This window comes from Acinetobacter sp. Leaf130 (assembly GCF_001423205.1).
Lineage (GTDB): Bacteria > Pseudomonadota > Gammaproteobacteria > Pseudomonadales > Moraxellaceae > Acinetobacter > Acinetobacter calcoaceticus.
In genome coordinates this window covers 1,855,065-1,868,291 of record NZ_LMOE01000001.1, presented here as the reverse complement: position 1 = coordinate 1,868,291, position 13,227 = coordinate 1,855,065, and the positions used below count along the sequence as shown (strand labels likewise).

General features: G+C 37.3%; 12 protein-coding genes and 4 tRNA genes. 12 read left to right on the top strand and 4 right to left on the bottom strand.

The window, feature by feature from the left end:
• Positions 1–49 precede the first annotated feature (49 nt).
• From ASF86_RS08395 to ASF86_RS08380, 4 genes are all read left to right on the top strand, one after another.
• Positions 50–1,939 carry a M48 family metalloprotease gene (locus ASF86_RS08395; protein WP_004643441.1) on the top strand — a complete coding sequence of 630 codons (1,890 nt, stop codon included), beginning with the start codon at positions 50–52 and terminating at the stop codon, positions 1,937–1,939.
• A 100-nt stretch (positions 1,940–2,039) separates the two neighbouring features.
• Positions 2,040–2,687, top strand: coding sequence for a hypothetical protein (locus ASF86_RS08390; RefSeq protein WP_056481124.1), 648 nt, complete (start codon positions 2,040–2,042; stop codon positions 2,685–2,687).
• Between the two features lie 11 nt (positions 2,688–2,698).
• On the top strand, positions 2,699–3,664 hold the full coding sequence (locus ASF86_RS08385) for a 2-hydroxyacid dehydrogenase (protein WP_045430247.1): 966 nt from the start codon (positions 2,699–2,701) through the stop codon (positions 3,662–3,664).
• Between the two features lie 142 nt (positions 3,665–3,806).
• Entirely contained in the window at positions 3,807–5,234 is a 1,428-nt protein-coding gene (locus ASF86_RS08380; RefSeq protein ID WP_080632212.1) for a M48 family metalloprotease, read from the top strand.
• A gap of 90 nt (positions 5,235–5,324) precedes the next feature.
• On the opposite strand, the gene ASF86_RS08375 is transcribed toward ASF86_RS08380, so the two are convergent.
• Together ASF86_RS08375 and rpsU are read right to left on the bottom strand one after the other, a co-directional pair.
• On the bottom strand, positions 5,325–5,771 hold the full coding sequence (locus ASF86_RS08375) for a GatB/YqeY domain-containing protein (RefSeq protein ID WP_003650763.1): 447 nt from the start codon (positions 5,769–5,771) through the stop codon (positions 5,325–5,327).
• 25 nt (positions 5,772–5,796) lie between these two features.
• A complete protein-coding gene (gene rpsU, locus ASF86_RS08370) occupies positions 5,797–6,012 on the bottom strand; it encodes a 30S ribosomal protein S21 (RefSeq protein WP_001136722.1) in 216 nt (71 codons plus the stop codon).
• A 145-nt stretch (positions 6,013–6,157) separates the two neighbouring features.
• Between rpsU and tsaD the strand changes: the two genes are divergently transcribed.
• A complete protein-coding gene (gene tsaD / locus ASF86_RS08365) occupies positions 6,158–7,168 on the top strand; it encodes a tRNA (adenosine(37)-N6)-threonylcarbamoyltransferase complex transferase subunit TsaD (protein WP_003650765.1) in 1,011 nt (336 codons plus the stop codon).
• 8 nt (positions 7,169–7,176) lie between these two features.
• Here the strand turns inward: tsaD and ASF86_RS08360 are convergent, their stop codons facing one another.
• The gene (locus ASF86_RS08360) at positions 7,177–8,274 is read right to left on the bottom strand and encodes a DUF6670 family protein (RefSeq protein WP_056481122.1); all 1,098 of its coding nucleotides are present in this window, start codon (positions 8,272–8,274) and stop codon (positions 7,177–7,179) included.
• Between the two features lie 110 nt (positions 8,275–8,384).
• Positions 8,385–9,266 (bottom strand): ATP-binding protein, encoded by an 882-nt coding sequence (locus ASF86_RS08355; RefSeq protein WP_056481120.1) that lies wholly within the window; start codon positions 9,264–9,266, stop codon positions 8,385–8,387.
• A 177-nt stretch (positions 9,267–9,443) separates the two neighbouring features.
• On the opposite strand from ASF86_RS08355, the gene ASF86_RS08350 reads away from it, so the two are divergent.
• The 7 genes from ASF86_RS08350 (at position 9,444) to ASF86_RS08320 (ending at position 12,982) form a co-directional block, all read left to right on the top strand.
• The gene (locus ASF86_RS08350) at positions 9,444–10,952 is read left to right on the top strand and encodes a DUF3336 domain-containing protein (RefSeq protein WP_005306944.1); all 1,509 of its coding nucleotides are present in this window, start codon (positions 9,444–9,446) and stop codon (positions 10,950–10,952) included.
• Positions 10,939–11,742 (top strand): protein kinase domain-containing protein, encoded by an 804-nt coding sequence (locus ASF86_RS08345; RefSeq protein WP_056481118.1) that lies wholly within the window; start codon positions 10,939–10,941, stop codon positions 11,740–11,742. The genes ASF86_RS08350 and ASF86_RS08345 overlap by 14 nt, the downstream gene beginning before the upstream one ends.
• A 105-nt stretch (positions 11,743–11,847) precedes the next feature.
• Positions 11,848–11,932, top strand: a tRNA-Leu gene (locus tag ASF86_RS08340).
• A gap of 53 nt (positions 11,933–11,985) precedes the next feature.
• Positions 11,986–12,059: transfer RNA gene (locus ASF86_RS08335), tRNA-Trp, on the top strand.
• Between the two features lie 27 nt (positions 12,060–12,086).
• Positions 12,087–12,171, top strand: a tRNA-Leu gene (locus tag ASF86_RS08330).
• A 68-nt stretch (positions 12,172–12,239) separates the two neighbouring features.
• Positions 12,240–12,313: transfer RNA gene (locus tag ASF86_RS08325), tRNA-Trp, on the top strand.
• A gap of 459 nt (positions 12,314–12,772) precedes the next feature.
• Positions 12,773–12,982 (top strand): cold-shock protein, encoded by a 210-nt coding sequence (locus ASF86_RS08320; protein WP_003650775.1) that lies wholly within the window; start codon positions 12,773–12,775, stop codon positions 12,980–12,982.
• The last annotated feature ends 245 nt before the right edge of the window (positions 12,983–13,227 follow it).

Genomic DNA, 13,227 nt, shown 5'->3' with positions numbered 1-13,227 from the left:
CTTTTTTCTTTTATGATGAAACCTAACAATGTAATTGGGATTATTTACATTGAAAGAAGTAAGCCACTATCTAATCGAAAATAAGAATATGGCATGGTCCATCACTATGTGTTTGGTTGCTGTGCTGCTTACTATTTTTATTTTAAATTTAATTTTAGGTTTGCTCGTCCATTTTTTTGATTATAGTCAGCCCATTTGGTGGCACACTTTAAGTCCTTATTTTGTCGCACTATTACTTTTTATTATGGTTTGGTCGGTAGTTACCGAACTTTATATCTTGCGTAAAGGTGGGCATTCTTTAGCAAAGCAACTTAAAGCACGTCGTTTGGTGAAAGAAGAAAGTACTCCAGAAGAACTTGCAGCATTAAAAATTACAGAAAATTTGGCGCAGAATTTCTCACTAAAAGTTCCAACCTTGTATGTTTTACCTGATGAGGTCGGAGTCAATGCACTCACAGCAGGTTTTCACCCTAAAGATATTGTGATTATTTTGACGTGGGGAGCCCTGCAGAATCTAGATAAACTTGAACTATATGGCTTGTTGGGCCATGAGTTTAATCAGATTTTATCGGGTGAAGCAGTTGAAAACACTAAATTAAAGATTTTATATAGTGGTTTAACAACATTTAGCCAGTGGGGCAGTAAATTAGCGAAACAAGGTTTTAAACGCTATAGCCCAGGCTATAAACATAAGTTTGAAACCGTCTTTGTTGCGGTGGGTGGTGTAATTTGGTTAGCGGGTAGCCTTGGTGTATTGATTACCCGATTTATTAAATACTTAACTTTGAGTGGTCGAACATTTCGTAATGACCAAAAAACAGTACGATTATTAAAAAATAGTGCGAATACCCAGACTTTATTGCGTATTTACGTCCACCATTCGGGTTCACAAATTCATAGTGCTTATTCCGAATCAATCGCACATATGTGTTTTGCAAACTCACTTAGCCCTCAAAGCTGGATGAATATTCATCCGAGTATTCGTGAACGCATTTATGAATTAAACCCGACTTTGCTTCAAGATTTACAATTAGAAAACTTGAAAAAACTACGTAACCGTCCGTTATTTAGCTTATTTCATTTTTTAGAAGAATCTGAGAAAGAAATTTATATTCCGTGGTCATCTCCACAGCCCTTGCCTTTATTAAGATTGTCGCCTATTAGTTTTGCGTTAAATGATGCGATTAAGCCCCTTAGTAGTGATGTGCGTCGCAATAAAAAGCGCCCTGAGTTAATCCAGCGTGCGCTACAAACAGCTACAGGGTCACGTGAAGTAATGGTGGCTATTTTGATGATTCGTCAATATCGAGAATTCATCCCTAAAGATGCGCCAGTTAGCCATGCTATTATCGATGCTTTATTAAATCTGGATGGTCGTATTCATATTCAGATATTCCATGATGCCTGTAAAAACATTGGACATATGCCAGCAAGTATTGCGCGGCAATTTCTCACAAAACTAGCGCTCATTATTCAAGAAGATGGCGAGATTGGGTTGCTGGATGCACTTTTGTTAGAACGGGTTAAATATGAACTGAATTTGATGCCGCTGCATTTACCAACTGCATTTGAAGAAGTAAAACCCCAAATTGTTCGCTTAGTTGATGCTTTACTTCATGTTCAACAAATTAATAGCCCAAATCAGTTAGAAGTCCGTGATCGTATTTTACGCTCTTTACTCAATCCTGATGAAATGAATATTTATGATGAAATTTCGGATGAGCCTTTAGATTTGGCTGAAATTTTAAATGATATTGCGGGTTTATTGTTACGTGACCGTCTGAGTATTTTAGCGATTGCGGAAATGTGCTTGTGGAGCGATCGCATTATTACTCAAGATGAGTTGGATGTACTTGAATTACTTTATTGGCGTTTCGGCTTTGAGACAGAAGAAATTGTTGAGCAAATGCAAAAAAGAAATAGTGTTATGATTATTTAAAAGACATCTACGATTATAAAAACAGCTGAACGAAATAAAACACTGAAAAAAAAACTGAAGCCCGTTAGAATGTAGATTGAGTGGAGGTATTGATTCAAACATGATTGGGCAGCAAAGAAATATACTGGCAACTTTAGGAATTGATTTATGGATTCCTAAGACACAGGTGTGCCAAAAAAATAATGCTCAAAGCCTTTGGCGAGATCATGTTGTTGAAGAACCTGAACCGATTATATTACCTTCTGTAGAACCAGTCGTTCTTGAGCAGCCCACAAAGCCACAAATCAAAGATATTCCAAAAGTTGAACCTGAAATTGTTACGCCAGTCTTAATAGATGTTCAGCCTGTTATAGCACCTCACAATGAGGTGCAACCGCCTGTAATTAAGATTGCATCATTTGAGTTACAGGCTTTTTCTCTTGAAAAATGTGTTATTTTTTTAGATGTTACGAATTTAAGTGAAGAAGAAAAACAGCTTTGGAGCAACATACAAAAAGCAAAAATAGGGCAGTATGCTGAATTAAAATGGCCTTTCCCTTTAGCGACCTATCAAGATCAACGGGGCGCTGGTTCATATATACAAGGCTTTTTAGATGCTGTCGCAGCAGAGAAAAAGATATTGTGTCTTGGTGACTGTTCTTATATTCAACACGCGAATATTATTTATTTAGCAAGTTTAAAAGAAATGCTGGAGAAACCACTCCTTAAAAAAAGGTTATGGAAATTAATGCAAGATAACAACGAGTAGTAGGGATTTACATGAAAAAAGTTGTAGTATTTAGCCAAATTGATGAAGAAATTTTGTCTCAATTACAACAGAATTATCATGTTGTAGTTCTTAACCCAAAACTGGGTGATATTAATGAACAAATACGACAACACGTTGTAGATGCTGACGGGATGATTGGTGCAGGACGGTTACTGAATGAAAATAACCTTGCACCAGCCCAAAAACTAAAAATTATTTCATCTGTAACGGTGGGCTATGACAATTATGATGTGGCTTATTTAAATCAAAGAAAAATCTGGTTATCAAATACGCCTCATGTTTTAACAGAAACAACAGCTGATCTTGCTTTTACATTATTACTAAGCGCTGCTAGAAAAGTTCCTTTTCTTGATCATTGGACAAAGCAAGGTGAATGGAAAAGAACTGTAGGGCCTCAGCAGTTTGGTTTAGATGTTTTTGGAAAGACATTGGGAATTATTGGGCTTGGTAATATTGGGGCTGCAATTGCTCGACGTGGTTTTTATGGATTTAACATGAATATTGTTTACCATAATCGTCGTGAAAAGCCTGAATTAGCTGAGCCATTAAACGCACAATATCTTGGTTTGGATCAATTACTACAGCAGTCTGATTTTGTAGTAACCGCAGTTGATTTAAATAACGAATCGAAAGCTTTAATGGGCAAAGCTCAATTTGAGCTTATGCAAAAACACGCTATTTTTATTAATATTGCGCGCGGTTCGGTAGTTGATGAGCAAGCTTTGATTGAGGCTTTGCAGCAAAATCAGATCTTTGCTGCTGGCTTAGATGTGTATGAAAAAGAACCTTTACAAGATTCAGCACTTTTTAAATTGTCCAATGTAGTCACTTTACCTCATGTGGGCTCAGCTACTGCCGAAACCCGTAAGAAAATGGCAAATCTTGCCTATAAAAATCTGGTTGAGGCTTTAGAGGATAAAACACCTAGATATCTGGTAAACCCAAACTTTATATAAGTGATGGATAACACTTCATTGCAAAACTAGTCGATTTCCAGTGATATAGTAAAAGTCTATTGATTGAACATCATTTTTTATGGTTCACATCAGTAGACTTTTTTTATGGTTTAATTTTAATAGAGAAAAACTTTTGAGATTTTTGCCAGTTATTTTAAGTGCGACTTTTATAGCAAATGCTGCGTATGCACAGTCTTTCGACCCTCGGTCATCTGCGAATCAGGTGGAAATTCCAAATATTGGAAGTGGGATAGGCTTGCTTGATCAACAAAAAGAAAAATTTATTGGTGAAAAAGTTTTCCGTGAAGTTCATAAACAAATGCCAGTTCTCCAAGATATCTGGCTCGAAGACCAATTTTTCCAAGTATTTTCAAGTATTTTGAGTGAGACTCAACTTGGTCAGCCTATTGGTCTAGTTGTAATTAAAGATCCACAAATTAATGCGTTTGCTGTTCCGGGTGGTTTATTCGCGCTTAATACTGGCCTTATTGCTTCAGCTCGCAATATTGATGAAATTGCTGGGGTTATGGCGCATGAAATTGCACACGTATCTCAAAGGCATTTTAGTCGTTCAGAGGAAGCCTTTAAGGGGCAAACTTTATTAAGTTTGGCTGGGCTTTTGGCGGGCGTGGCAATCGCTGCACAGGGCGGTGGAGATGCTGGGGCAGCAGTGATGTTGGGAACACAGGCTGCACTAATGGATAGCCAGTTAACATATAGTCGAAATCAGGAACGTGAAGCAGACCGTATTGGCATGCAATATATGTATGCAGCGGGCTATAACCCTCAAAGTATGGCAGACTATTTTGAAACAATGCACCGTGCGACGAGTCGGGTAAGTTTTTTACCAGATTTCTGGCTGACTCATCCATTGACGACTGAGCGTATGAGTGAAGCTCGACTTCGTGCGAACCAGATGCCTAAAGTCAAAAATCGTATATATGATGCCGATTTTGAAATTTTAAAATGGTACACAATGGTGGTTTCAAATCAGGCTACTGAAAATCAACTACAGAGTTTGGCCTCTCAAAAAAATATTGCAGGTCTTATTGCTTTGGCAGCTTTTTACGTAAAACAAGGTGATTATGCACAGGCACAGTCTACCTTAGATCAAGCCAAATCTAGCGGAAAACCTCTTGTTGCGCTATTGCAGACAGATATTTATCTAGGGCAAAACAAGTTGGATCAAGCCTATACTTCAATTGCTTCTACACAGATGACTATGCCTGAAAATAGAGCTTTTAGCTATAAATTGGCTGAAGTGCTATTACGTCAAGGAAAATTTGCACAAGTTCAAACGCTTGTTCAGCGATTTATTAATAAAAACCCAAGAGATATACAAGGTTGGCAATTTTTACAGCAAGCTGCGAATTTGGATAAAGCAGGAAAGTTGAGAGCAGTTAATGTTTTACGCTATCGGGCGGAAGCTGAATATTGGTCGGGGAGTGAAGAGAATGCAATTAAATCGATGTTGCATGCTCAGCGATTGGCAAAAGACAATCAAGCAATGTCGGCTAGAATAGACAGCAGATTAAAACAAATGCAAGATGAGCGACGAATGAAAATCTAAAAATATATCTTTTAAATTTTTCAGATATGCAAATATGCACAAACTAAAAGGAATTTTGGTTTGAAGGAATATAAAATTTAAGAGAGGAAATTAAGCTAATTTAGCTTTAATTTTTGCTGAAACGATAGAAGGATCGGCACGCCCGGCTATGATCGGACGTAGAGAATTCATCACCTTACCCATATCTTTCATGCTAGTTGCTTCTTGAGCAGAAATCGTTTGCTCAATGAGAGAATCAAGCTCTTCCTCAGTCATAGCTTCTGGTAGAAACTGAGATAAAATCTCAGCTTCGGCTTGTTCTTTACTAGCTAAATCATCACGACCAGCACCTTCAAAGGCTTTGATCGATTCTTTACGTTGTTTAATTTGCTTTTCAATGACCGCAAGAACCTGAGCGTCGCCAAGCTCTATGCGCTCATCGACTTCGATTTGCTTAATTGCTGCTTGTAGACTACGCAAAACCGTCACTGTTGCCATATCTTTGGCACGCATAGAAGTTTTTAATGCATCAGTAATTTGGTTTTTTAAAGTAGTCATAATTCAGCAGTCAATCACAAATTAATTAGTAAAGGCGAGTAGTACGTACAGATTCGCGAGCCAATTTCTTTTGGTAGCGTTTAACTGCAGCAGCTTTTTTACGCTTACGTTCTTGAGTTGGTTTTTCGTAGAATTCGCGTTTACGAACGTCAGCTAAAACACCAGCTTTTTCGCATGAACGTTTGAAACGACGGATAGCTACGTCAACTGGTTCGCCTTCTTTCAACTTAACTTGTGGCATGTAAAATCCTCTAGATTATGGATAAGATCAAGCACACTATTGTGCCGGATCACAAGTGAAGGTCAGTATTTTACTCATTTACAACTCATATCACAAGTCTATAATAGCGATTGCAATATTTTGACTCATATAAAAGGCAGTTTTGATGATTGTTTTAGGCTTGGAAACTTCTTGTGATGAAACAGGGTTGGCACTTTATGATAGCGAACTCGGCTTACGGGGACAGGTTCTTTATAGTCAGATTAAACTTCATGCCGAATATGGTGGAGTAGTACCTGAACTTGCTTCTCGTGACCATGTTCGTAAATTAATTCCTTTAATGAATCAATTGCTTGAGCAAAGTGGAATAAAAAAACAAGAGATTGATGCAGTTGCTTATACGCGTGGTCCCGGCTTAATGGGAGCCTTAATGACAGGGGCTTTATTTGGAAGAACTTTAGCTTTTTCTTTAAATAAACCTGCAATTGGCGTTCACCATATGGAGGGGCACATGTTGGCACCTCTACTTTCAAGTCAGCCACCTGAATTTCCATTTGTTGCATTGCTAGTTTCAGGTGGACATACACAATTAATGGCAGCTCACGGTATTGGTCAATATGAACTTTTGGGTGAGTCTATTGATGATGCAGCTGGAGAAGCTTTTGATAAAGTTGCAAAAATGATGAGCTTGCCATACCCAGGCGGTCCCAATATTGCAAAATTAGCTTTAAGTGGTAATCCGTCAGCATTTGAATTTCCGCGACCTATGCTTCACCAAGGTTTAGATTTTTCTTTTAGTGGTTTGAAAACAGCGGTTTCTGTGCAATTGAAAAAATTGAATGGTGAAAACCGAGACGCGGATATTGCAGCTTCATTCCAAGAAGCAATTGTAGATACCTTGGTAAAAAAATCAGTAAAAGCTCTAAAGCAAACTGGACTGAAACGTTTAGTTATCGCAGGTGGCGTAAGCGCAAATTTACGATTACGTGAACAGTTGGAAACTTCATTGGGTAAAATTAAGGCACAAGTTTACTATGCTGAACCTGCCTTATGTACTGATAATGGTGCAATGATTGCTTTTGCTGGTTATCAACGGTTAAAAGCAGGCCAACATGATGGTTTGGCTGTAACCACGACACCACGTTGGCCAATGACGGAACTCACTATTCCTGAGTAAAAGTATTCCTATTTAAAAGCTTCTTGGTTTTCGATATCAATGTATTCGATATAACCACGGCCTTGAACTTCATTGCCGAAGTAATTACCAGTAAATTTATAGCCACTAGCATAACCACGCCCATGACCATAGCGGAATGGGCAGTCAATTTCTGCCTGAATATTCAAAATAATTTGTTTATTCTCATTTCGAGCAATCCACGAAAAGTATTTCGGAAGTCGCATTTTTTCTCCAGTCGGTGAGATGTAGTCCTCGACTTGATGAGAAATAACGTCAAAGCTAACATCTGTAAAAATTTCAGCTGGCTGATCAAGATATCTAATATGCAGGCTATAAGCTACCGTCTGTCCTGCAATATCTGCTTTAGTAAGAAGAAGTTGAGTGGTCTCGTTTAAATTAATAATTTGATAAGTAAAAAAATCAAGCGGCAGTTTATAAGCGTCAGGAAGAAGTTTGTTTATGAAACTATGTGGACCAGCTGCTCGTGCATATTCATACGTACAGAGTCCTTCACTTTCAATGCGTTCTGCTTGATAACTTAAAAAGCCTTTAAATTTTGCTAATAAACTAAAATGATCATAAATCGGTGTTTTTATAAACCACGAAACATGTGCTGTAACATCAATATCAAAGTCGAAATCAATCCCATCATAATGTCCATGGATATGAAATTTCGGGAATTTTCCTTGAATTGAAATTTCTTTGCCTAGTTCTATTAAGCTCCCATCTTTATTAATTTTCGTCTCTTTGGGAATGATATACGCCTTAAGCAAAGCTTGCTCAACCGCGGCAGTACTTGAAAAGAATGTGGCTGTTTTTCTGGGGTCTTCATTAATGATGTTGTCATGATCAAAGGCTAGTGCACCGGGCGTGCCTAATAAAATCATAATGTTTAGATAACGATGCGGTTCGGGTAAAAGGGGAAAAAAGATACCGTAATGTGTCCAGCTATAATATTTTTCGTCAACTCGAGGTTGGATAATATGAGACTGAGTAAAAGGAAGAGTTGAGTATTTTTCTGCTTGATCCAAGGCGCCTTGCGCGAGCAATAAGCTTTTACCAAGGACTTTGCTGCCTATAGAAATTTTTGGCAATTGTTTTTTCATATATAAACCTAAATAAGGATAGGACTATCTTTGTTTTAGGTTATGAAAAACAACTGCCAAATCTAAGCGGTTTTCAGGCCAAAGCCAAGGCTTTGCGGGACATTCGTCGTTTAATTGTTAGACAGCTGTTTTAACCCATTTAAACCAATCCAATGCTTCGAGAACTGGTAAGCAGCACGACCAGAGCGCTGACCACGCATTTGGCACCAGCGTAAACTCTCGGCACGAATTTCATCATTAAAAGACATATTTGCCTTTTGAATATAATGTTCAACGATTTCTAAATATAAATTCTGATCCATTGGATAAAAAGATAACCACAAACCAAAGCGATCTGACAAAGAGATCTTTTCTTCAATCGCTTCTTGAGGGTGTAGTTCAGTATATTGAGGAACATCGACCTTGGTTACAGGTGTATTTTCATGCATGAATTCGGGTAACAAATGGCGACGGTTACTGGTCGCATAAATAATAAAATTACTCGCACCAGATTGTAATGAGCCGTCCAATACACTTTTTAAACTACGATAGTTTTCATCTTCAGCATTAAAAGCCAAGTCATCGCAATATACGATGTATTTTTCAGGCCGATTTTGAATGATTTTTTGAATTTTAGGTAAATCTGCCAAGTCATCACGTTCAATTTCAATTAAACGTAACCCTTGAGGGGCATATTCAGTCAATAAAGCACGAACAATAGATGATTTACCTGTACCACGTGAGCCAGTTAGAAGAACATCATTTGCTGGTAAGCCATTTAAAAATTGCAAAGTATTTTGAATGATTTTTTCTTTTTGGCGTTCAATGCCTTTTAAGTCATCTAAATAAATATTCTTTGGGGTATGGATGGCTTTAAGTTGCTGATTTTCCCATCTAAAAGCAGGTGCAGTAAAATCTGTTTCTTGTTTAGGTTCAGGTAAGACCTGCTGTAACTGATTTAATACAAGTGATAATGTCTGAACTAAATTGTCTGGTAAATCAATGGTAGCCATGGTAAGTCAATCATGTTAAACAGTAATTTACTAGGATACTAACACCGAAATTAACAGGCTGACAAAAAAGTTGTTGCTATACAGTTTATCGGTTTTGCAATTGATTGAAATGTTCAGACCGCGCATAGTGTGGTCATGTCTATTCAGTAAAATCATCTGTGAAGATGAGGACGAAATATGTTTGAAAAAATACGAAGTGATATGAATCCGCATCAGGCTTACCGTATCAAAAAATTACAACGTCAATTAGACATGGCTGAATCTTATGAAGAGTGGAAGTCTTTTGCATTAAAACTAGATGAAGAAACAGGGGTGCAAGAGTGGAAATTCGATAATAGTTCACCTTATTTCGATGCAGAGCTCATTTCTTATCGATATACCTTACTGAAAAGATACCGCCAGCAACATCGAACGTTAGACCTCATTTATCTACTCAAAGAAGGCCTAACCTACGATATAGCAAATATTGGTCACCCTATGCTTTTTGCTGCAACTCATGTGGGCACAAAAAAACTAATTGAAGACTATATTGAAGAAGTTAGCCAAAGCTTGGCCTATATAGCTTCAAGTGAATGTATTACTTTCCAACGCAAAGAAAAAATTGAGTTTTTTGAAAATTGTGAAAAAGCATATGGACAACCGGCTCTTATGTTCTCGGGTGGAGCGACTTTAGGTCTTTTTCACACAGGGGTGTGTAAAGCTTTAATTGAACAGGATTTAATGCCTAAAGTGTTGTCTGGCTCAAGTGCAGGGGCAATTATGACAGGCATGCTTGGAACTTCTGCCAGTGAAGATGTTCAAAATTTATTAAATGGAGAACAATTCTTTAGTGATGCTTTTCATTTTAGAAAACTTCGTGAACTCATTAAAGGAAATGGTGGAATTGCCGATGTGCACTATTTGAAAAAATTCCTTGTTGAAAACTTAGGCGATCTTACTTTTGAGGAAGCTTTCAAAAAATCTGGTTTAAATATTAATGTGGCGGTTGCTCCCTATGATGCAACAGAAAACCCGCGAATTATGAATGCCATTATGACCCCTAACGTTTTGGTATGGAGTGCTGTGTTGGCTTCATGTGCTGTACCTGTATTATTTCCACCAGTGCGTTTAACCAGTAAACGTTATGACGGTGAACATACACCTTATATGGCAAATACAAAATGGGTTGATGGCAGTGTAAGAAATGATTTTCCGCAAGAAAGAATGGCGCGTCTATATAATTTAAATTACACCATCGCCAGTCAAGTGAACCCGCATATTGTGCCATTTATGCAAAATGATGCAGATCGCTTTCGTAAAGACGTTTTAAGTTGGCCCGAACGTATTTTAAGACGTCAAGGCAAAGTACTATCGATGGGACTTATGGACTTTACGCGTCAAAGACTTGGTTCTATTTCTCCGATTAGGAGATTACTCGATCATGGATATGGCGTAATGGGGCAGCGTTATTATGGCGATGTTAATATTATTGCTAAATATGGCTTGAGTCACTATACCTATACTTTGCAAAACCCGCGTCCACATTTGTTTAAACGTTTGCAACGAGAAGGGGAACGCGCGACTTGGCCAAAAATTTCTTCGATTGAGACCCATGCTCGTATTGGCAAGACGATTCAGCATTGCTTAGAAGTTTTGCGTTTTGAAGAAAAGCAACAACAGCCAGAGTCGTACTATGCTGAAGCATGATTTTGCTTCTCATATAGAAAACTTAACATATGTTACAAAGCCCAGAAGTTCAGCTTTAGGACGGCATCTATGGACATGTTCTGTAGATGCTAGAAACTATTGGTTAAAATATCACTTGCCTGAAACGTATGTTCAAAGTGAGCAAGATTTCATACATGAACAATTGTTTTACGAAGAAATTAATCACAAGAAACCTGCATGGCTTTTACCCCATAAATTAATCGAAGTTAGTACCATTCCTCAATTAAGCCATTCTTTAGGTCAGGTTTTAATTTTACCTGATACTGGTTTGTGGTTTGGTTCATTGTCTCATGAAACTCATTTAACAGATGTGTACCGTACGATTTGGTTCGCACTAGATAAGCTCTCGGAACTTCATAGATTAGGTTGGATTCATGGAGATATTAAAAGAGAACACTTTCGAAAGTTTCAGCAAAAACCTTACTTGATTGATTTTGAGAAAGCCCGACTTTTGACGAGTTCAGATTCAGTGATGGATGCAACACCACGTTATATGGCACCTGAACTCTATCAAGGTCATGGCAAGAGTGTACAAAGCGATTTATATGCACTTGGAATTGTTTTGTATGAATGGTTAGCCCAAACTCGCTTAGAAGCAGGGAATTACTATGATTGGGCAGTATTGCATTGCCAAAATTTAACCATTCAATTACCAACACAGTTTATGAATTTTTATCCATTACTTTCAGGTTTATTGCAAAAACAACAAAAAAATAGGTTTGCAAACGCGTTTGAAGCGCTCAATTGTTTAAAAGCAGTTTCAATCTGATAAAAATCATTGATCTAGTATCTGTATACAATTTACACGGTCAGTTTTTTTTAGAAAAAAAACACTTGTCACTGTTAGATCTTATCGCTAATATACACAGCCATCGGGGGCGTGGCGAAATTGGTAGACGCACTGGATTTAGGTTCCAGCGCCGCAAGGTGTAAGAGTTCGAGTCTCTTCGCCCCCACCACTTTAAGTTAAATCTTAAAGTTGATTTGGATGTTAAGTCATCTAGATCTTGGAAGAGGATTGGTGTAATGGTAGCATGACGGTCTCCAAAACCGTTCGTCAAGGTTCGAGTCCTTGATCCTCTGCCACATTTATTTTAAATAAATGTCCCAGATGGGGGCGTGGCGAAATTGGTAGACGCACTGGATTTAGGTTCCAGCGCCGCAAGGTGTAAGAGTTCGAGTCTCTTCGCCCCCACCATTAAAGGAAGCAAGACGATGTTCTTGCTTTTTTTATGATTAAATCATTAGTTATTTAATCATAAACATAGAGGATTGGTGTAATGGTAGCATGACGGTCTCCAAAACCGTTCGTCAAGGTTCGAGTCCTTGATCCTCTGCCAATGATTTAAAAATGAAGCTCCTTTTTAGGAGTTTTTTTATTGCCTGAATTTTTAAACCTCAAATTATTTCAAGTATTCGTTCATATTTTCATCTGCCACTTGATAAGTTATAAGCAGTTATCTTTCTGTTCCTCGATATTTTATATAATCAGACGTAAGGTATTGGTTAAGTAGGGAATATACTAATTTTTTAGCTACTCTGTTAAGTTATTGTTTTTCTGTTTTTTATTATAATTTATAAAATTTTTTTCATAAAAAGCTTGAATAGAAATTTATTTCATGTATCATGCTCTTAACTAGAAAAAAGTCTTGTTAGTAAATCTTCTTTAAAGTATCGTAGTTTTAGTCATAATCCTTCGTTTTTTAAGATCTTAAGCTCAATTTGTTATTCTTTTTTCAAAGTTATGTTAGTGTCATTATTAAATGATACTAAAATATTAGAAATCAGTAGGATATATCATGTCTAATACAGTAAGTGGTACAGTAAAATGGTTTAACGAAACTAAAGGTTTCGGTTTCATTCAACAAGATAATGGTCCAGATGTGTTTGCTCACTTCAAAGAAATTTCTGGCTCAGGTTTCAAAACTTTGCACGAAGGTCAACGTGTAACGTTTACTGTTACTCAAGGGCAAAAAGGCCCAAATGCTGTAAATATTATTCCACAATAATATTTCAGTAAGAAAAAAAGCACTTTTTAGTGCTTTTTTTTATTTTAGTCATTTAAAAGGAATTGTGTTGTTCTTTTAAATACTATAAAAGCCCTCTATAAGAGGGCTTTTTATTTTATATCCAGTATGTAAGTCTAATCACTAATCACTAATCACTAATCACTAATCACTAATCACTAATCACTAATCACTAATCACTAATCACTAATCACTAATCACTAATCACTAATCAGTCATTTGTTAAT

Excerpts from the sequence above, each read along its gene's own strand:
- ASF86_RS08390 (WP_056481124.1), top strand. The coding sequence starts at position 2,040 with ATGATTGGGCAGCAAAGAAATATACTGGCAACTTTAGGAATTGATTTA.
- ASF86_RS08385 (WP_045430247.1), top strand. The coding sequence starts at position 2,699 with ATGAAAAAAGTTGTAGTATTTAGCCAAATTGATGAAGAAATTTTGTCT.
- ASF86_RS08375 (WP_003650763.1), bottom strand. The coding sequence starts at position 5,771 with ATGACTACTTTAAAAAACCAAATTACTGATGCATTAAAAACTTCTATG.
- rpsU (WP_001136722.1), bottom strand. The coding sequence starts at position 6,012 with ATGCCACAAGTTAAGTTGAAAGAAGGCGAACCAGTTGACGTAGCTATC.
- tsaD (WP_003650765.1), top strand. The coding sequence starts at position 6,158 with ATGATTGTTTTAGGCTTGGAAACTTCTTGTGATGAAACAGGGTTGGCA.
- ASF86_RS08360 (WP_056481122.1), bottom strand. The coding sequence starts at position 8,274 with ATGAAAAAACAATTGCCAAAAATTTCTATAGGCAGCAAAGTCCTTGGT.
- ASF86_RS08355 (WP_056481120.1), bottom strand. The coding sequence starts at position 9,266 with ATGGCTACCATTGATTTACCAGACAATTTAGTTCAGACATTATCACTT.
- ASF86_RS08350 (WP_005306944.1), top strand. The coding sequence starts at position 9,444 with ATGTTTGAAAAAATACGAAGTGATATGAATCCGCATCAGGCTTACCGT.
- ASF86_RS08345 (WP_056481118.1), top strand. The coding sequence starts at position 10,939 with ATGCTGAAGCATGATTTTGCTTCTCATATAGAAAACTTAACATATGTT.
- ASF86_RS08320 (WP_003650775.1), top strand. The coding sequence starts at position 12,773 with ATGTCTAATACAGTAAGTGGTACAGTAAAATGGTTTAACGAAACTAAA.